At 63.7% G+C, this 18,848-nt stretch carries 19 protein-coding genes and 1 pseudogene; 9 read left to right on the plus strand and 11 right to left on the minus strand.

Translation table 11 applies throughout. From position 1 onward, the window contains the following. Positions 1 to 188: 188 nt before the first annotated feature. From aztA to FJW10_RS12720, 4 genes are all read left to right on the plus strand, one after another. A complete protein-coding gene (gene aztA / locus FJW10_RS12705; RefSeq protein ID WP_140900351.1) occupies positions 189 to 1,007 on the plus strand; it encodes a zinc ABC transporter ATP-binding protein AztA in 819 nt (272 codons plus the stop codon). Continuing rightward, positions 1,007 to 1,882 (plus strand): zinc ABC transporter permease AztB, encoded by an 876-nt coding sequence (gene aztB / locus FJW10_RS12710; protein WP_140900352.1) that lies wholly within the window; start codon positions 1,007 to 1,009, stop codon positions 1,880 to 1,882. The genes aztA and aztB overlap by 1 nt, the downstream gene beginning before the upstream one ends. Positions 1,883 to 1,911: 29 nt before the next feature. Further along, positions 1,912 to 2,853, plus strand: coding sequence for a zinc ABC transporter substrate-binding protein AztC (aztC, locus tag FJW10_RS12715; protein WP_140900353.1), 942 nt, complete (start codon positions 1,912 to 1,914; stop codon positions 2,851 to 2,853). Between the two features lie 209 nt (positions 2,854 to 3,062). Beyond that, the gene (locus FJW10_RS12720; RefSeq protein ID WP_140835441.1) at positions 3,063 to 3,401 is read left to right on the plus strand and encodes a TIGR01244 family sulfur transferase; all 339 of its coding nucleotides are present in this window, start codon (positions 3,063 to 3,065) and stop codon (positions 3,399 to 3,401) included. Between the two features lie 69 nt (positions 3,402 to 3,470). Here the strand turns inward: FJW10_RS12720 and FJW10_RS12725 are convergent, their stop codons facing one another. Beyond that, a complete protein-coding gene (locus FJW10_RS12725; RefSeq protein ID WP_140900354.1) occupies positions 3,471 to 3,938 on the minus strand; it encodes an Lrp/AsnC family transcriptional regulator in 468 nt (155 codons plus the stop codon). A 137-nt stretch (positions 3,939 to 4,075) separates the two neighbouring features. Here FJW10_RS12725 and hppD point away from each other — a divergent pair, with 137 nt between their 5' ends. After that, positions 4,076 to 5,191, plus strand: coding sequence for a 4-hydroxyphenylpyruvate dioxygenase (gene hppD, locus FJW10_RS12730; RefSeq protein WP_140900355.1), 1,116 nt, complete (start codon positions 4,076 to 4,078; stop codon positions 5,189 to 5,191). Positions 5,192 to 5,220: 29 nt separating this feature from the next. On the opposite strand, the pseudogene FJW10_RS12735 reads toward hppD, so the two are convergent. From FJW10_RS12735 to hmgA, 6 genes and pseudogenes are all read right to left on the minus strand, one after another. Continuing rightward, positions 5,221 to 5,540: pseudogene (locus FJW10_RS12735) on the minus strand (BrnA antitoxin family protein). Next, a complete protein-coding gene (locus FJW10_RS12740) occupies positions 5,527 to 5,733 on the minus strand; it encodes a hypothetical protein (protein WP_246674236.1) in 207 nt (68 codons plus the stop codon). The pseudogene FJW10_RS12735 and the gene FJW10_RS12740 overlap by 14 nt, the downstream one beginning before the upstream one ends. An 85-nt stretch (positions 5,734 to 5,818) precedes the next feature. Next, entirely contained in the window at positions 5,819 to 6,355 is a 537-nt protein-coding gene (locus FJW10_RS12745; protein WP_140835436.1) for a DinB family protein, read from the minus strand. Between the two features lie 15 nt (positions 6,356 to 6,370). Beyond that, on the minus strand, positions 6,371 to 7,384 hold the full coding sequence (locus FJW10_RS12750; RefSeq protein ID WP_140900357.1) for a fumarylacetoacetate hydrolase family protein: 1,014 nt from the start codon (positions 7,382 to 7,384) through the stop codon (positions 6,371 to 6,373). Next, complete coding sequence (locus tag FJW10_RS12755; protein ID WP_140900358.1) at positions 7,381 to 8,280, minus strand: MBL fold metallo-hydrolase; 900 nt, start codon at positions 8,278 to 8,280, stop codon at positions 7,381 to 7,383. The genes FJW10_RS12750 and FJW10_RS12755 overlap by 4 nt, the downstream gene beginning before the upstream one ends. After that, entirely contained in the window at positions 8,277 to 9,590 is a 1,314-nt protein-coding gene (hmgA, locus tag FJW10_RS12760) for a homogentisate 1,2-dioxygenase (RefSeq protein ID WP_140900359.1), read from the minus strand. Before hmgA ends, FJW10_RS12755 begins: the two co-directional genes overlap by 4 nt. A 132-nt stretch (positions 9,591 to 9,722) precedes the next feature. On the opposite strand from hmgA, the gene FJW10_RS12765 reads away from it, so the two are divergent. Beyond that, the gene (locus tag FJW10_RS12765; RefSeq protein WP_140900360.1) at positions 9,723 to 10,166 is read left to right on the plus strand and encodes a MarR family transcriptional regulator; all 444 of its coding nucleotides are present in this window, start codon (positions 9,723 to 9,725) and stop codon (positions 10,164 to 10,166) included. A gap of 43 nt (positions 10,167 to 10,209) precedes the next feature. Here FJW10_RS12765 and tdh read toward each other — a convergent pair whose 3' ends face one another. Next, complete coding sequence (gene tdh, locus FJW10_RS12770) at positions 10,210 to 11,244, minus strand: L-threonine 3-dehydrogenase (RefSeq protein ID WP_140783480.1); 1,035 nt, start codon at positions 11,242 to 11,244, stop codon at positions 10,210 to 10,212. A gap of 53 nt (positions 11,245 to 11,297) precedes the next feature. After that, entirely contained in the window at positions 11,298 to 12,485 is a 1,188-nt protein-coding gene (locus FJW10_RS12775) for a glycine C-acetyltransferase (protein ID WP_140900361.1), read from the minus strand. Positions 12,486 to 12,785: 300 nt separating this feature from the next. Here FJW10_RS12775 and FJW10_RS12780 point away from each other — a divergent pair, with 300 nt between their 5' ends. Next, positions 12,786 to 14,855: an EAL domain-containing protein gene (locus tag FJW10_RS12780; protein WP_140836717.1), complete on the plus strand. Its 2,070-nt coding sequence runs from the start codon at positions 12,786 to 12,788 to the stop codon at positions 14,853 to 14,855. A 70-nt stretch (positions 14,856 to 14,925) separates the two neighbouring features. Continuing rightward, a complete protein-coding gene (locus FJW10_RS12785; protein ID WP_140900362.1) occupies positions 14,926 to 15,660 on the plus strand; it encodes a polysaccharide deacetylase family protein in 735 nt (244 codons plus the stop codon). Here FJW10_RS12785 and FJW10_RS12790 read toward each other — a convergent pair. Next, positions 15,651 to 16,058 carry a MarR family winged helix-turn-helix transcriptional regulator gene (locus FJW10_RS12790; protein WP_246674237.1) on the minus strand — a complete coding sequence of 136 codons (408 nt, stop codon included), beginning with the start codon at positions 16,056 to 16,058 and terminating at the stop codon, positions 15,651 to 15,653. The two genes, FJW10_RS12785 and FJW10_RS12790, sit on opposite strands and share 10 nt — an antisense overlap. Before the next feature lie 162 nt (positions 16,059 to 16,220). Here FJW10_RS12790 and FJW10_RS12795 point away from each other — a divergent pair, with 162 nt between their 5' ends. Continuing rightward, positions 16,221 to 16,628 (plus strand): hypothetical protein, encoded by a 408-nt coding sequence (locus FJW10_RS12795; RefSeq protein WP_140836728.1) that lies wholly within the window; start codon positions 16,221 to 16,223, stop codon positions 16,626 to 16,628. Positions 16,629 to 16,754: 126 nt separating this feature from the next. Here FJW10_RS12795 and FJW10_RS12800 read toward each other — a convergent pair whose 3' ends face one another. Continuing rightward, the gene (locus tag FJW10_RS12800) at positions 16,755 to 18,800 is read right to left on the minus strand and encodes an NADH:flavin oxidoreductase (protein ID WP_140900364.1); all 2,046 of its coding nucleotides are present in this window, start codon (positions 18,798 to 18,800) and stop codon (positions 16,755 to 16,757) included. Positions 18,801 to 18,848 lie beyond the last annotated feature (48 nt).

Here is an 18,848-nt window from a genome sequence, read left to right on the forward strand (position 1 = left end):
CTCTTTAGAGTCCGGGCCGGCGCGGGGCAAGGCCGCGGACGCGAAACCAATTGAGCCAATGTCCGTCTCGAACGGCTCGCCTATACGGCGAGTTGACCGGTCGTGACACAATTGCACCGGGCTGGCGTGTTGACTAATGTAATAACATCACATATCGACGACGCACTCGATTTCGCGGACCGACGTCTATGACCAATGCCTGCCTGACCTTCCGCGACCTGACGCTGGGCTACAACAGCCACCCGGCCATCCATCATTTGAACGGCATCGTCCGCAAAGGCTCGCTGACCGCCGTGGTCGGCGCCAACGGTTCGGGCAAGTCGACGCTGATGAAGGGCATCGTGGGCGTGCTGAAGCCGATGGAAGGCGCGGTGGTCCGTATGCCCGGGGTGCGCACCGCCTATCTGCCGCAGCAGTCGGAGCTCGACCGCTCCTTTCCGGCGCGTGTCGTCGACCTGGTCTCGCTGGGGCTGTGGCCGAAGCGCGGCATGCTCGGCCGCTACACCAGGGAAGACCGCGACTCCGTCAGCAGGGCGCTGACGGCGGTCGGGCTCGGCGGCTTCGAGAAGCGGCCGATCGACACGCTCTCCGGCGGCCAATTGCAGCGCACGCTGTTTGCCCGCGTGCTTTTGCAAGACGCCGACCTCATCCTGCTCGACGAGCCGTTCAACGCGGTCGACGCCAAGACCGTCGGCGACCTGATTGCCCTGATCAAACGCTGGCATGGCGAGGAGCGGACGATCATGGTCGTCGTGCACGACCTCGATCTCGTGCGGCAGAATTTCCCGGAGACGCTGCTGCTTGCCCGTCAGCCGGTCGCCTGGGGCGAGACGCGGGAAACGCTGCGGCCGGAAAACCTGCTCGAGGCGCGGCGCTTCCACGAGGCGTGGGAAGAGAACGCGCCCTGGTGCGAGCCGAGCGGGCATGATCACGCCCATGACCATGGGCACGGCCATCATGATCATGCGCATGATCACCAGCATGGCCCCGGACCGAGGACGGCGTGATGGATTTCCTCTACGGCCTGTTCATCGCGCCCTTCGCCGACTTCGCCTTCATGCAGCGGGCGCTGTTCGGCTCGCTGATGCTGTCGCTCGGCGCCTGCCCTGTGGGCGTCTTCCTGATGCTGCGGCGCATGAGCCTGTCGGGCGACGCCATGGCGCATGCCATCCTGCCGGGCGCCGCCGCCGGCTTCCTGCTTTATGGCCTCGAAATCCTGCCGATGACCGTCGGCGGACTGATCGCCGGCATCATCGTGGCGCTCGGCGCGGGCGCCGTGTCACGCTTCACCATCCAGCGCGAGGACGCCTCGATGGCGGCCTTCTATCTCATCTCGCTGGCCGTCGGCGTGCTGATGGTGTCGATCCGCGGCTCCAGCGTCGACCTCATGCATGTGCTGTTCGGCACGGTGCTGGCGCTCAACAATGAGGCGCTCATCCTGATCGGCGGCATCGTGGTGGTGACGCTCGCCTGCCTCGCCGTCTTCTGGCGCGCGCTGGTCGCCGAGTGCCTCGATCCGCTGTTCCTGCGCTCGGTGAGCCGCATGGGCAGCCCGGTGCATTTCATCTTCCTCGGCCTCGTCGTGCTCAACCTCGTCGGCGGCTTCCAGGCTTTGGGCACGCTGCTCTCGGTCGGGCTGATGATGCTACCGGCCGCCGCCGCCCGCTTCTGGACGGTGCGCGTGGAGCCGATGTGCGTGCTGGCGGTACTGATAGGCTTTGCCTCCTGCATCGCCGGACTGCTTTTGTCCTATCACGCCTCGCTGCCCTCGGGCCCGGCGATCATCCTTTCGGCCGGCGTCGTCTATTTCTGCTCGGTCCTGTTCGGCACGCGCGGCGTGCTGAGCGCCCGCATCGTGCATCACCGACACCGAACCGCCTGACCCCAATCCCCAAGCAAGGAGGCCACCCAATGCTGAAATCCTTCCGTGTCGCGCTGGCGTTGAGCGTTATAACATTAAGCGTCTTTGCAGCGCCCTCCGCCTTCGCGGCGCCGCTCAAGGTCGTGGCGAGCTTCACCGTGATTGCCGATTTTGCGAAGAATGTCGGCGGCGACCGTGTCAACATCACCACCATCGTCGGGCCGGACGGCGACGCGCATGTCTATGAGCCGAGCCCGGCGGACGCGGTTGCGATGGCTAAAGCCGACGTCGTACTGGTCAACGGCCTGCATTTCGAAGGTTTTCTGCAGCGCCTGGTCGACGCCAGCGCCACCAAGGCCTCGATCGTCACCTTGACCAAAGGCGTGACGCCGATCGACTTCAAGCCGGAATTCGCCGATGCCGACGCGGCCGAAGGCGCGGACACCGGCGGCGGCAAGACGGTCACCGATCCGCACGCCTTTCAGTCGATCGCCAACGCCAAGATCTATGTGAAGAACATCGCCGAGGCGTTCTGCACGGCCGATAGCGAGGGCTGCGACAGCTACAAGGCCAATGCCGCCGCCTACACCACCAAGCTCGACGCGCTGGAAAGCGAAGTGAAGGCAACGATCCAGTCGATCCCGGAAGCCAAGCGCGTGGTCATAACCTCGCATGACGCCTTCGGCTATTTCGAGCGCGCATACGGGCTGACCGTCCTGGCCCCGCAGGGCATCTCGACCGATTCCGAGCCGTCGGCCGCCGATGTCGCCAAGCTGGTCGAACAGGTGAAGCAGGACAAGGCGACGGCGATCTTCGTGGAAAACATCACCAATCCGCGGCTGATCGAGCAGATCGCCGGCGAGACCGGCATCAAGGTCGGCGGCACGCTCTATTCGGATGCGCTGTCGGCGTCCGATGGCCCGGCGTCGACCTATATCGACATGATGCACAACAACATCACGCAGATCAAAGGCGCGATCCTGGGAAGCTGACGTGCAGCCCGGCGAAACATTCGACGCCGGCGCTGCCCCTCATCCGCCCTTCGGGCACCTTCTCCCCGTGAACGGGGAGAAGGTAAAATGCCGACGGTTGGATTTTCCGGCCGGCATTCTCTATTTGGCAGGGAAATCCGCTGGTACGGATTGCCGCTCCTGCCACACGGTGGCATGACTGCGGCCAAAGAGATTGCGAGGACGACATCATGGAATACCGCCAGATCAGCGACGACTATTCGGTCTCCGGCCAGATCCAGCCGCAGGACATTGCCGCCATCAAGGACGCCGGCTTCAAGAGCGTGATCTGCAACCGGCCGGACGATGAGCAGCCCGGCCAGCCTTCCGCCGGGAGCGTCCAGGCCGCGGCCGAGGCAGCCGGGCTCGGCTTCCGCTATATCCCGGTGATCAGCGGCCAGATCACCATGGACAATGTCGAGGACCAGGCTGCCGCGCTCGACGAACTCGAAGGCCCGGTGTTCGCCTATTGCCGTTCAGGCGCGCGCTGCACCAACCTTTACGGGCTGATCCAGCAGCAGCGGGGGTGACGGGCGTCGCGGCAGGCCGATCTCACAGGAGGGCGCTGTCCCGCCAGCGTATCCAATACCACCCAAGAACTAAATCGGCAGCGCACCGGTTTCCTTGAGCGTCTCCAGCACGATCGCCGTCTTCACGTGCTGCACGGATTCGTGCGGCAAGAGCACGCCGTTGACGAACTCGGACAATGATTTGAGGTCGGGCGTCACCACCTTCAGGATGTAATCCATCTCGCCGGTCAGCGCGTGCGCCTCCTGCACCTCCGGCAGCCGCGCCACCAGTTCGCCGAAGCGCCGCGCATTGTCTCGGTTGTGGGTGGCCAAAGTCACCGAGATGACGTTGACCAGCGAAAAGCCCAGACGATCGCGGTCGAGCACGGCACGGTAGCCCTTGATATAGCCATCATCCTCCAGCCGCAGGCGGCGGCGCGAGCATTGCGAGGGCGAGAGGTTCACGCGCTCTGCCAGATCGTTGTTGGTGTATCGCGCATCATCCTGCAAAAGCGCCAATATCTTGCGGTCAAATCGGTCAATGCGCGCATCATCCATGGATTTTTCTCCAATCATGCACAATTTGCGCGCAAGATGAGCATTTCAAGCGGTTGAATGCAAGCACCGTGCGGACGCTCCGCGCTATCATCGTGAAAGTTGGCCGAGCACGGCCGCAACAGCTTTCGGAGACTGCCATGGGCCCCTTCCCGCACGACGCCCCACCCGCCAGGATCAACAAGCAAAACCCCGCCGGCACCGACGGTTTCGAATTCGTCGAGTTCGCGCATTCGGAGCCCGAAAAACTCGCCGAGCTTTTCACCCGCATGGGCTATACGGCGGTGGCCAGGCATCGCAGCAAGGACATCACCGTGTGGCGCCAAGGCGACATAAACTATGTCGTCAACGCCGAGCCCGGCTCGCATGCGATGAAGTTCGTCGAAAAGCACGGCCCCTGCGCCGCCTCGATGGCTTGGCGCGTGGTCGATGCCAGGCACGCTTTCGACCACGCCGTCGCCAAGGGCGCCATGCCCTATGAAGGCACCGACAAGGCGTTGGACGTGCCGGCCATCGTCGGCATCGGCGGCTCGCTGCTCTATTTCATCGAGGCCTATGGCGAAAAGGGTTCGGCCTATGACGGCGAGTTCGAATGGCTGGCCGCGCGCGACCCGAAGCCGGAAGGCGTCGGCTTCTATTTCCTCGACCACCTCACCCACAATGTCTATCGCGGCAACATGGACAAGTGGTGGGATTTCTACCGCGACCTGTTTGGCTTCAAGCAGATCCATTTCTTCGACATCGACGGCAAGATCACCGGGCTGGTCAGTCGCGCCATCACCTCGCCCTGCGGCAAGATCCGCATTCCGCTGAACGAGTCCAAGGACGAGACCAGCCAGATCGCCGAGTATCTGAAGAAGTATAATGGCGAGGGCATCCAGCATATCGCCGTCGGCACCGACGCCATCTACGAGGCCACCGACAAGCTCGCCGCCAACGGGCTGAAGTTCATGCCCGGCCCACCCGACACCTATTACGAGATGTCGCAGACCCGTGTGAACGGCCATGACGAGCCGATCGAGCGCATGAAGAAGCACGGCATCCTCATCGACGGCGAAGGCGTCGTCGACGGCGGCACGACCAAGATCCTGCTGCAGATCTTCTCCAAGACCGTCATCGGGCCGATCTTCTTCGAGTTCATCCAGAGGAAGGGCGACGAAGGCTTTGGCGAGGGCAATTTCCGCGCCTTGTTCGAGTCGATCGAGCAGGACCAGATCAAGCGTGGCGTGATCAAGCTGGATGGCAAGGCGGCGTAACCGGCCGAAGGACCAGACCGCCGGCTATCCTAAAGGCCGGCGGCCTTCCGCAGAATCTCGTTTATCCGGCTCTGCCAGCCCGGTCCGCCGGCACGGAAGCGGGCGACCACATCGCTGTCGAGGCGCAGCGTGACCTGTTTCTTCGGATTGTCGAGTGCCGGCGACCGCGCGAGCGGCGAATGCTTTCGGCAAGATATGGAAACACGTCGGCGAAGGGACTGGCATTCCGAAAATCCTCCTCGGTCCATTCGGGATTGTCCGAAACCGCATCCCAATCTTCCTTGGTGAAGCCCTTGCCTGCCTTGAATTCCTTCTCGGGCTTTGCAGCGTTCGGCTTAGCTTTCGCCATCGAACAATCTCCGTTCCGTTTGATTGGCCGGCCGCATTGAAACTATCGAGACGCCTTCAGAGCCAAGCCGGGCAAAGACTACGGCAACAACACCGCCGACCATCCGACCAATCGCCATGAAACGGCCGGTTTTGGCCGCTCGAATCGTCGACGCAAGAAAAAACTCCTCGTCCAACGCGGCGAATCCAAGCAACGATCTTCGTAAGAATTTATGTACCGACAATAATTAAGTCAATAATTTTCGTAACTACGATAACTCCCGAAGCATACTCACTCGTTCACAATCTCAGCCGCTCGACCTCGTCCTTCCTCAGCTTGATGTCGTAATCGAGCAGAAACTCATCCAATTGCGGCGGCGGAACGGAAGTGCCGGAAAGCATGGCATGCACCTGGCCGCGGTGATGGATGTCGTGCAGGAAGAGATGGGCGAGGAGGTCACCGATCTTTTCGGGGATCATGCCGTCCTCGCGCCGGTCGGTGATGACGCGGCGGTCGAGATCGGCTTCGGACAAGCGATCGCAGAAGGCAATCAGCCGGCGGTCGAAGTCGGCCTGCGCCGCCGCCAGGCTCGCCGCATCGTCGAACGGAACGTAGTCGTCGTAGGCTGCGGCACCACGGCCTCCATCCGTCAGGAAGTCGAGATAGAGAAGGTCGACTGCCAGGATGTGATTGAGCGTCTCCCTGATCGACGGAAAGAAGCTGGTGCGCCCGGCCTCGAGCTCACCAGGCTGAAGCGCCAGCACGGCACGAGAGAGCCGGTCGTTCGACCAGAGATTGTTGCGCGCCATGCGGCGCAGATGCTCCAGCATGGTCACCGCCTCAATGCTCCCTCACCTCTCGTATTTCTCGACCTTCTGCTCGATGGCGCCGAAGATCGAATGTCCAGCCCTGTCCTTCATCTCGATGCGCACCATGTCGCCGAAACGCAGAAAAGGCGTCTTCGGCTCACCGTTCTCGATGGTCTCGATCATGCGCAGCTCGGCGATGCAGGAATAGCCGGCGCCGCCCGCCGCAACCGGCCTGCCAGGCCCGCCATCGAGCTTATTGGAGACGGTGCCCGAGCCGATGATGGTGCCGGCGGCGAGCGGCCGCGTCTTGGCGGCATGGGCGATCAGCGCCGGAAAATCGAAGGTCATGTCGACGCCGGCATTGGCGCGGCCGAACGGCTTGCCGTTGACATCGACCAGCAGCGCGAGATTGACCTTGCCACCATCCCAGGCATCGCCCAGTTCATCCGGCGTGACCGCGACCGGCGAGAAGGCCGAAGAGGGTTTCGATTGGAAGAAGCCAAACCCTTTTGCCAGTTCCGGCCCGGTGACGGCGCGCAGCGTGACGTCGTTGACCAGCATAATTAGGCGGATTGCCTCCTTCGCTTGTTCCAGACTGGCGCCCATCGGCACATCGTCGACGACGGCGGCGACCTCCGCCTCCAGGTCGATGCCGAAGGCTTCGTCCGCCATGCGGATCGGATCGCGCGGCGCAATGAAGGAGTCCGAGCCGCCCTGGTAGATCAGCGGATCGGTCCAGAAGCTCGCTGGCATCTCGGCGCCGCGCGCCTTCCGCACCAGCTCGACATGGTTCACATAGGCCGAACCGTCCGCCCATTGATAGGCGCGCGGCAATGGCGAATGCGCGTCATGTTCATGAAAGCGCGCCGACGGCACCGCGTTGGTCTCCAGCGATTCCGCCATCGCCGCCAGATGCGGGGCGATGCGGCGCCAGTCGTCGAGCGCCGCCTGCAGCGTCGGCACCAGGAAGGAAGCGTCGGTGAACCGCGTCAGATCGCGCGAGACCACGACCAGCTTCCCGTCGCGCGTCCCGTTCTTCAATGTGGCAAGCTTCATGCGGTTTCCTCTCCTGACGCGGCCTTCTGACCGCTTAACCCCACAACAAGGCCGTCTCGGGCAATCGTCAAGTCACCGGCCCACGATTTCCTAGCGGCGGCGACCCAGTCGGCCTCGCCGATCGCGGGATCGTCGGCCGGAATGAGGTGGTTGAGCACCAGTCGCTTCACGCCGGCGTCCCTGGCGATGTGGCCCGCCTCCTCGGCGAGGCTGTGGCTGGCGAAAAGGTGCTCTTTCAGCCGAGCGCCATTGCCGGTCCTAGCGACCAGCCTTTCCACACCTTCCTCCAGCATGGCCTCGTGGACGAGGACATCGGCCCCTTTGGCAAAATCGGCCAGCGGCGGAAAGAACGCCGTGTCGGCGGAAAACACCACGCTTCTGCCGCCATGCTCGAAACGCAGCGCGAAACAGTCGATCACCGGCGGATGGTCGACGCGCAGCGCCGTCACCGCCAGGCCACCCTCCGCCAGGATGGTCCCCTCGCCGAATTCCTTGACGGAGACCAGTTCGCGTATATCTGGCCGCCCCTCATCGACGATGCGGATCTCGATGTCGAACTCCATCGCCCGGCAGAAATGCAGCCAGTGGCCGTGGGTGCCTGACGGCCCGTAGACCGTCACGGGTGTCGCCAAACCCGCCGTCCATGCGGTGTGGATCAGCGGCCCGAGCTCGAGAAGATGGTCGGAATGGAGATGTGTGATGAAGATCAGGTCGAGCGCCTTGAGGCTCATGCCGGCATCGACCAGGCCGCGCGTGACGCCCAGCCCGCAATCAACAACGATGGTGCGCCCGCCGATTGCGAGCAGCGACGAACTCGGCCAAGGTCCGCCCGGCCGGACTGCCGGGCCGCCCTTGGAGCCGAGCAGGACGAGCCGATCCACGTTTTCGGCACTCAAGACCAGTCACCTTCCGGCGTGCCGTTAAAACGCTTCTTCAGATCGGCCCAACAGTCGATATAGTTCTCCTGCAAGGTGCCGAGCTCGGCGGCGTAGCGCGTCAGCATCTGCGGAAAGCGCGTCTCGAACATGAAAGCCATGGTGTGGTCGAGCTTCACCGGCTTCAGCTCCGCGCGGGTGGCTTTCTCAAAGCCCGACGCGTCCGGCCCATGCGCCAGCATCTGGTTGTGCAGGCTGATGCCGCCGGGGACAAAGCCTTCTTCCTTGGCGTCGTACTGGCCGTGGATCAGGCCCATGAACTCGCTCATGATGTTGCGGTGATACCAGGGCGGCCGGAAGGTGTTTTCCGCCACCAGCCAGCGCGGCGGGAAGATGACGAAGTCGACATTGGCAGTGCCCTCCTCGCCGCTCGGCGCCGTCAGAACTGTGAAGATCGACGGGTCGGGATGGTCGAACAGGATGGCGCCAACCGGCGAAAACGTCGCCAGATCATATTTGTAGGGCGCGTAGTTGCCGTGCCACGCGACGACATCGAGCGGCGAATGGCCGAGTTCGGTGACATGGAAGGCGCCGCACCATTTGACGATCAGCCGGCACGGCGTCTCCTTCTCCTCGAACCAGGCGCAGGGCGTCTTGAAGTCGCGCGGATTGGCCAGGCAATTGGCGCCGATCGGGCCGCGGTCGGGCATGGTGAACTTGGCGCCGTAATTCTCGCAGACATAACCACGCGCTTCCTTGTCGGCGAGCTCGACCTTGAAGACGAGGCCACGCGGCAGCACGGCGATCTCGCCGGGCCGAAGCTCGATCACACCCATTTCGGTGACAAAGCGCAGCGCGCCTATCTGCGGCACGACCAGCAATTCGCCGTCGGCGTTGAAGAAGTGGTCGTCCACCATCGAGCGGTTGGCGACATAGACGTGCGCGGCCATGCCTGACTGGCCGACCGCGTCACCGGCCGTGGTGAAGGTGCGCATGCCGGAGATGAAATCCGTCGGCTCGCCGGGCATCGGCGTCGGGTTCCAGCGATACTGACCGAGCGCCAACTCATGGTCGCCAATACTGGGCCCGGTCTTCCACAAGGGGTTACTCGCGCCCCGGAAGCGACCGGTGTGTTTCACGCTCGGGCGAATGCGGTAGAGCCAGGAGCGCTCGTTGGTGCCACGCGGCGCAGTGAAGGGCGAGCCCGACAGCTGCTCGGCATAGAGCCCGTAGGCCGGCCGCTGTGGCGAGTTGCGACCCTGCGGCAGCGAGCCGGGCAGCGTCTCGGTCTCGAAATCATTGCCGAAGCCCGGCATGTAGGAAAAGCCCATCCGATCCTCCCTGATCCCGGCTTGTCGGCCTTCGCTAAGCGAGGCTTGCCGGCGATGTTGACCAAACTGGTTTCATTTGTAACCATTGAAAATGTAACTATCAACGGCTGTGTTGCACCCCGGGAGCACTCCATGGAACCGGATATCCTCGAGCTGGAAAGCTTCCTGCCCTACCGGCTCTACCGGCTTGCCGACACCGTCAGCCGCGAGTTCTCGCGCATCTACAAGGAGCGCCACGGTCTGACGCGGCCGGAATGGCGCACGCTTTCCGGGCTGGGTGAACGCGGAACGATGACGGCGACGGAACTCGGAGAGCAGTCGGCCATGCACAAGACCAAGGTGTCGCGCGCGGTGGCGGAGCTTGAACGGCGGCACTGGCTGACGCGCATGCCGGACGAGAAGGATCGGCGCGTCGAGCACCTGGTGCTGACCAAGGCGGGGCTCGCGGCCTATCGCGAGATGGTGCCGCTGGCGAAAGCGTTTGAAAGGGAATTGCTGGCGAGATTGAATGCGGAGGAACGGGCGGCGATAGCGAAGGGTGTGGCTGCGCTGGAAGGCGTAATATCACCTTCGTAGCGATCCTTCGCCCCCCTCTAGTCCCGCCGGCGTTTCTAATCAGCTACCAGTCCATCACGACCTTACCGGAACTCCCGCTCCGCATCGCATCGAACCCGGCCTGATAGTCATCGATGCCGATACGATGCGTGATCAACCCCGAGACATCCAGCGGCCCCTGCACGAGCGCGATCATCTTGTACCAGGTCTCGAACATCTCGCGGCCGTAGATGCCTTTCAGATGCAGCATCTTGAAGATCACCTTGTTCCAGTCGATCTCGAAGCCGGTGGGCGCGATGCCGAGGATGGCGATCTTGCCGCCATTGTTCATGGTGTCGATCATGTCGCGGAAGGCGGGGGCGGCGCCCGACATCTCCAACCCGACGTCGAAACCTTCGGTCATGCCGATCGACGGCATGATGTCGCGCAGCTTTTCCTTCGAGGCGTCGACGACGTGCTGGACGCCGAGTTTTCGCGCCAGATCCAACCGCACCGGGTTGATATCGGTGATGACGACCTTGCGCGCGCCGACGCATTGCGCGACCAGCGCGCCCATGATGCCGATCGGCCCGGCGCCGGTGACCAGCACGTCCTCGCCGACGAGATCGAAGGACAATGCGGTGTGTACCGCATTGCCGAGCGGATCGAAGATCGCCGCGATCTCGTCCGGCACGTCGTCGGGGATCGGCACGACATTGTGCTGCGGGATGGCCAGATACTCGCCGAAGGCGCCGGGGCGGTTGACGCCGACGCCCAGCGTGTTGCGGCAGAGATGCCCCCTGCCCGCGCGGCAGTTGCGGCAATGGCCGCAGACGATATGGCCTTCGCCCGAGACGCGCTGGCCGACCTTATATTCGGTGACCGCGGCGCCGTAGTCGGCAACGGTGCCGACGAATTCGTGGCCCGTCACCATCGGCACCGGCACCGTCTTCTGCGCCCACTGGTCCCAATTGTAGATATGGACGTCGGTGCCGCAGATCGCGGTCTTCTTGACCTTGATCAGCACGTCGTTGGGGCCGATCTCCGGCACCGGCACCTCTTCCATCCAGATGCCCGGCTCGGCCTTGGCCTTCACCAGCGCCTTCATCATGTTCGACATTCTTTTGCCCTTCGAATCTCTAGATGCGGAATCGCTTTCTGGTCGCCGGCCGTTCAGGAAATGACGCCAAGTTCCTTGCCGATAGCGCCGAACGCCTCGACCGCGCGGTCGATGTCGGCGCTGGAGTGGGCAGCCGACATCTGCGTGCGGATGCGCGCCTGGCCTTTAGGCACCACCGGGAAGGAGAAGCCGATGACATAGATGCCGCGCTTCAGCATGCGCGCCGCCATCTCCTGCGCCAGTGCGGCGTCGCCCAGCATCACCGGGATGATCGGGTGGTCGGCGCCGGCCAGCGTGAAGCCGAGCCTGCCCATCCTGGACCGGAACCGATCCGCATTGGCATATAGGCGCTGGCGCAGCGCGTCGCCATTGCGGATCAGGTCGAACACCCTGATCGAGGCGCCGGCGATCGCCGGCATCAGCGTGTTGGAGAAGAGATAGGGCCGCGAGCGCTGGCGCAGCCAGTCGACCACCTCGCTCTTGCCCGACGTGTAGCCGCCGGAGGCGCCGCCCAGCGCTTTTCCGAGCGTGCCGGTGATGATGTCCACCCTGCCCTCGACGCCGCAATGCTCGGCCGAGCCGCGACCGTTCCTGCCGACGAAGCCGACCGCATGGCTGTCGTCGACCATGACCATGGCGTCGTATTTCTCGGCGAGGTCGCAGACGCCGTGCAAATTCGCGATGATGCCGTCCATCGAGAACACGCCGTCGGTGGCGACCAGCCGGAAGCGGCAGTCCTTCGCCTCCTTCAGCCGCGCTTCGAGATCGCCCATGTCGTTGTTGGCGTAGCGGAAGCGCTTGGCCTTGGAGAGCCGGACTCCGTCGATGATCGAGGCGTGGTTCAACGCGTCCGAAATGATGGCGTCCTCCTCGCCGAGCAGCGTCTCGAACAGGCCGCCATTGGCGTCGAAGCAGGAGGAGTAGAGGATGGTGTCGTCCATGCCGAGGAAGGACGAGATCGTCGCCTCGAGTTCCTTGTGTTCCTCCTGCGTGCCGCAGATGAAGCGCACCGAGGCCATGCCATAGCCGTAGCGGTCGAGCGCGTGCTTTGCCGCGTCGCGCAAATCCGGGCTATCGGCGAGGCCGAGATAGTTGTTGGCGCAGAAATTCAGCACCTTTTCGCCGCCGACCTCGATCTCGGCGGACTGCATCGAGGAAATCACCCGCTCGGACTTGTAGAGCCCGGCCGATTTGAGGCCCTGGAGCTCGCTGTCGATGTGGGAAAGGAATGCTTTGCTCATGGTCCGGCCCTGTTCGGTTCGAGGCCGGACTGTCGCGCCATGGCTGCAAAAAATCCATCGCAAAAGCGACCGCTTCGGTGGCGCCGCGAAAGCCCGGTCGCAATCCTCTGCGAAGGCGCGGCCGCGATACGATCAAAAATGGGGTGAGCGGGAAAGGACGTGATAACCATCTTGCGAGCTTTGCCGCGCCGCCGCGCATGCCGCCAGCGCCCCTTGCCGACCTGTTAACTCTTTCAAGGCAAGCGTTTTCCCGCCACGAATCCAGGGCAGGAATCCGTCGACCGGAGGGGTCAGCAAGTTATGTCGCAGCAGCCAGTGCAGAGCGTTTCACGCAAGCTGATCCTGCTCATCAAGACCGGGTACTGGCTGGCGCTGACGATCATCGCCGCCATGGTGGTGGCTTCCTTCATTCTTCTGCAGCAATTGATGGCGCAGCAGCAGCACAACCATGCGCTGCTCGACATCGTCTCGACGCAGAAGGCGCTGTCGCAGCGCATCGTCTTCCTGGCCAGCGCCACCGGCGGCGCCTCGCGCGACAAGCAGCCGGCACTGGTCACCGCGCTCAAGCAGGCGACGGGCGAGTTCGAGACCAACTACGACCGGCTGCTCAAGGAGACCGGCGCCGACCCGCTCTCGCCGGCGCGCAACGACCCGAAGTCGATCGAATACGTGCTGTTCAGCAAGCCTTTCCACCTCGACTACTTCTCGGTCGGCCTCGTCGCCAATGGCGACAGGCTGGTCTCGTCCTTCGCGTCGCAGCTTGGCATGCAGAACGACGGCTACAAAGGCGGCGGCGAACGCGTCGGCCTCGACGCCTCCGTCGCCAACGCGACAATGTCCGGCTATGCCGCGCTCGGCCAGCGCATCAGCGCCTTCGCCGACGAAAAATCAAGCAACATCCTCGACCTGCATCGCACGCTGTTCTTCGCCACCCTCGGCGTCATCGTGCTGGTGGCGCTGTTCATCTTCCGGCCGATGTCCAACGCCATCCTGCGCAAGACGCGCGAACTGGTCGACGCCCGCAACTCGATGGCCTTCATCGCCGTGCATGACGGCCTGACCGGACTGCACAACCGCACCTTCCTCACCGACCATTTCGACACGCTGATCAAGGGGGCGCACCGCCGCCGCGAGCGCCTTGCGGTGATCCAGCTCGATCTCGACCGCTTCAAGCAGATCAACGACACGCTTGGCCACGCCGCCGGCGACTATGTGCTGGTGGTGACGGCGCAGCGCATGCGCGATTCCTGCCGCGCGTCGGATCTCTGCGCCAGGCTCGGCGGCGACGAGTTCGTCATGATCCTCAACGGCGCCGGCACCACCGAGGACATCCATGCGCTGGCCAACCGCATCCTCGACGAGATCAACGAGCCGATCACGTTCCAGGGCACGACCATCATGCCCGGAGCCAGCGCCGGCATAGCGGTCTATCCGGTCGACGCCGACAACGCGCAGGACCTGCTCGTCCATGCCGATCTCGCGCTTTATTCCGCCAAGAAGCTTGGCGGCGGCAATTTCTCCTTCTTCTCCGAGGAACTGCGCCGCGAGCTCGACTATCGCAAGCAGCTCGAACAGGACATCCGCACGGCGATCGCCAATAAGAGCTTCGAGGTCTATTTCCAGCCGCAGGTGTCGCTGACCAGCGGCAAGATCAGCGGCATCGAGGCGTTGGTGCGCTGGAGGCACGAGACGCGCGGCATGATCTCGCCCGGCGAGTTCATTCCGGTCGCCGAGAAATGCGGCTTCATGCCGGATATCGGCCGCATCGTCATCGGCAAGGCGATCGAGGAAGCCGCCGAATGGGACCGCGCCGGCATCGACTTCGGGCGCATCGCCGTCAACGTCTCGGGCACGGAGTTGCGCGAGCCCGATTTCGACGCCTTCTTGTTCGGCACGCTGGAGCGCGTGGGGCTGGCGCCGCAGAAGCTGGCGCTGGAAATTGTCGAATCCGTCATCCTCGACGACGAGAAGACCGGGATCGCCGCGAAGCTCCGCCATATCCGCGCCGCCGGGGTGCATCTCGAACTTGACGATTTCGGCACCGGCTATGCCTCGCTCAGTCACGTCAATCCGAACGAGATCGACCGGCTGAAGATCGACCGCCGCTTTGTCCAGAACATCAACGAGAACGGCGACAACAGCAAGATCGTGCGCGCCATCACCGAGCTTGCCCGGGGGCTCGGCATTTCGATTGTCGCCGAAGGCGCGGAGACCGAAGCGGAGCTCGACTCGCTGATGGCGATCGGCTGCGACCAGGTGCAGGGCTATTCGATCGCCTTCCCGATGCCGCAGGACAAGGCGCGCGAATGGCTTTTGGCGCGCAGCCCGAAGAAGGCGAAGCTGAAAGTGCTGCAAGGCAGCTTGGCCTAGCGCGATCGTCGACAAGCTTGACACGCCGGTGTCGGAATGGCCGCCTATTGATCGCAACCGGCTCCTGCGGATGCCGCTTCGTTTTATCCTGTCGCTTCTGCTGCTTGTCGCGTCGCCGGCTTTGGCCGCCGATCGCACTGTATATCTCACTTTCGACGACGGGCCGCTGAACGGCACCAGCAACATCCTCGACGTGCTGCAGGCCGAGCAGGTGCCGGCGACGCTGTTCATGGTCGGCATGCATGCCGAGGCGAACGCCACCAACCGGGCGCTGCTGCAGCGGGCGAAATCGATGCCGCTGGTGACGATCGGCAACCACAGCTACAGCCATGCCTACAATCACTACCGGCATTTCTACGGCGACACCGAAGGCGTGGTCGCCGACATGCTCAGGGCGAATGCCGTGCTGGGCTTGAAGCCGGCCGTGCATGCGCGACTGCCGGGACGCGACGTGTTCCGGCTGCCCAATTACTCGAAGGACGACAATTCGCTGGGGCTGGCGGAGGCAGGGCGCGAGGATCCGGACTACGAATTCGTCGCGGCGTCGGGCTTCTGGCTCTATGGCTGGGACCACGAATGGGTACATGAGGACAGCGGCAAGCCCGTGCAGAGCGTCGACCACCTGGTCAGCGAGATCGATCATCTGTTCGGCTACGGTCATTTCGCCAAGCCGAACAAGCTGATCCTGCTCATGCATGACGAGATGTTCCAGGACACCTTCGACGGCAAGGCGAAGCTGACGGCGTTGATCGCGGCGCTCAAGTTGCGCCACTACGCCTTCGGCGCGATAGCGGGTTACGACTGAGGCGGCTCGGCGTTGCGCCTAAGTGCCGCAAGCACCTCCGTGAATTCGGAGAGCTTGTCGTCGGGAATACCGGCCCGCAGCCGCTTGTCGAAAGCGACGGCCGCGAGACGGAGCTTTTCGAACAGCGTTTCGCCGGCCTCGGTCAGCGCCACCTGGTGGACCCTGCGGTTTTCCGGATCGCGGCGGCGCGTCAACAACCCTTGCGCTTCCATGGCGTTGAGATGATGCGTCAGCGTCGCGCCCTGGATGCCGATCATGCCGGCAAGCTCGCGCTGGTTGGCCAGTTCCTTCGACTTGACCGACAGCAAGGTCAGCCAGACCGGCAGCGTGCCGCCAGCCTCGGCCAGCGCGGCATCGAAAGCCTGCGCCACCACCTTCGAGGTGCGTGCGAGATTCATGCCGACGGGTGGACGGTCAAACGGTGTCATGACCTGACAGTAGAGCACGCAATGGCAAGGTGGAACTCGGCTTCATGCATTGACATCTAATCGTTAGATATCTAACTTTGTCTTATTGATGGCGTAGCTGCGGCGCGGCGGGCGGCAGAGAGGAATGCGGTCATGCAATATGTCTACATCGTCACCATCGGCCTGCACGTCATGGCCGGCGTGTTCTGGGCCGGCACGACCATAGCGGTTGCCCGCGATCCGGAGATCAAGGCTGAGCGTTTCATCCGGCCGCAGCTCGGTGCCTCCGGCATAGTTTTCCTGACCGGCATACTGCTCTGGTATTTCTTCCACGAGGGCGCGTTCGGCCCGATGGAGAAGGTGCTGGCGCTCGGCATTTTGACGGCGCTGATCGCCGCCGGCGTGCAGGGCGCGCTTGTTGCCTCTGCCAGCAGGCAGCTTGCCGGCGCCGACGCTGCGACGCAGACCCAGCTGCGGGCGAAAATGACCAGAGGCGAACGCATCGCCGGCGGGCTGCTGGTCATCACCGTGTTTTGCATGGCGACTGCCAAGCTATTTTGAAATCGCACGGCCGGCGAAACCGACCGGGCGCGGCGCAACGGACCGAAGCGGCAGGTGGCTCTCCTTGCAATGGTCCGTTACGCGTCTGTTTTTTGAGCATGATCTCGGGGATCATGCCCCAGCCAATCAGATCCGGATTCCGAACCGGATGCCGTCATAGATGGCGGCGTGGATGTTGCGCGAGGCGACCGCGTCGCCGATGCGAAACATCACGAAGCCGCCTTCGGCATTGCGCGCGGGGAAGATGTCGCCGCCGCTCACCAGCCGCTCATAGTCGACCGCGCCGCCATTCTTCGACAGGGGCTTGAGCGACAGATAAAGATCGTCGAGCGGCGCTGTGCCATGCTCGACCACCACTTGGTCGACGCGCCGCTCGCCACGCCAGCCATCGGCGAAGTCCGATGCCAGCTCGGCGATGAGTTGGTTGCCCTCGCGCCGCACCGAGCGCAGGCGGGTGTTGATGGTGACGGTGACGCCTTTTTCATGGAAGGCGCGCATGTAGGGCACGTGGTTCAGGCCACCCATTTCCGGCGCGAAGAAGCGCTCGGGCGAGACAAGCTCCAGCCTGGAGCCGCTGTTGGCGATGAGCTCGGCGGCGCCCATGCCCTGATGGCCGCCATTGTCGTCGTAAAGCAGTACGTTCTCGGCCGGCTTGACGCTGCCGGCCATGATGTCCCAGCTCGAGGTGACGAGATTGTCGCCGGCCGTCAGCGGCGGGTTCTGCGGCAGGCCGCCGGTCGCCACGACCACCACATCGGGCGCCAGCGCCAGCACATCGTCCGTCTCGGCCCAGGTATCGTAGCGGATCTCGACGCCGAGCCTATCCAATTCGGCGAGCCGCCAGTCGATGATGCCGATCAGCTCCTTGCGGCGCGGGTTCTGCGTGGCGAGCCGCACCTGGCCGCCCGCCTGGCTGGAGGCTTCGAGCACCATGACCTGGTGGCCGCGCTCGGCCGCCACGCGAGCCGCTTCGAGACCGCCGGCGCCGGCGCCCACGACCACGACTTTCTTCTTCGATCCTTCGCTCTTTGCGATAATGTGCGGAACGGTCGCTTCCCGGCCGGTCGCGGCGTTGTGGACGCAAAGCGCTTCGCCGCCCTCATAGATTCGGTCGAGGCAATAGGTAGCGCCGACGCAAGGGCGGATCTCATGTTCGCGGCCTTCCATCACTTTGCGGATGATATGCGGATCGGCGATATGGGCGCGCGTCATGCCGACCATGTCGAGCTTGCCGGTGGCGATGGCGTGGCGGGCGGTGGCGACATCGGAAATGCGCGCCGCATGGAAGGTCGGGAATTTCGTCGCCGCCCTCACCTCGCCGGCGAAATCGAGATGCGGCGACGAGCGCATGCCGGTCACCGGAATGACCTTGGTCAGCGACGCATCGGTTTCGATCGTGCCGCGAATGATGTTGAGGAAATCGACCTTGCCGGAATTGGCGAGCCGCTTGGCGATCTCGACGCCCACCTCCTTCGAGATGCCCTTTTCGAAATCCTCGTCGGCGACCATGCGAATACCGACGATGAATTTCTCGCCGACCGCGGCGCGCACCGCGTCGAGCACCATGTCGGTGAAGCGCAGCCGGTTGTCGAGCGAACCGCCGAACTCGTCGTCGCGATGGTTGGTCAGCGGCGACCAGAAGCCATCCATCAGATGGCCGTAGGATTCGAACTCGATGCCGTCGAGGCCGGCGGCCTGGCAGCGCTGCGCGGCCGAAGCATAGTCGGCGACGATGCGCTCGATGTCCCACCCCTCGATGGTCTTCGGGAAGGCGCGATGCGCCGGCTCGCGCACCGGCGAGGCCGACAGCACCGGCAGCCAATCGGCCTTGTTCCAGCCCGTGCGGCGGCCGAGATGGGTGATCTGGATCATCACCTTGCAGTCATGCTCATGGCAGGCATCCGCGAGCTCGGCGAGCCACGGCACGATGCGGTCGTCATAGACATGCAGATTGCCGAAGGCGGCCGGGCTGTCGCGCGAAACGATCGCCGAGCCCGCCGTCATGGTCAGCGCCATGCCGCCCTTGGCCTTTTCGGCGTGGTAGAGCCGGTAGCGCTCCTTCGGCATGCCGTCCTCGGAATAGGCCGGTTCATGGCTGGTCGACATCACCCGGTTCTTCAGCGTCAGGTGCTTGAGCTGGTAGGGTTGGAGAAGCGGGTCGTTGCTGGTCATCTTCTTCCTGCCGTTTCAAAATCAAATTGTGCTAATGAGCGCGCCGCG

It is taken from the genome of Mesorhizobium sp. B4-1-1, from assembly GCF_006439375.1.
Taxonomy (GTDB): Bacteria; Pseudomonadota; Alphaproteobacteria; order Rhizobiales; family Rhizobiaceae; genus Mesorhizobium.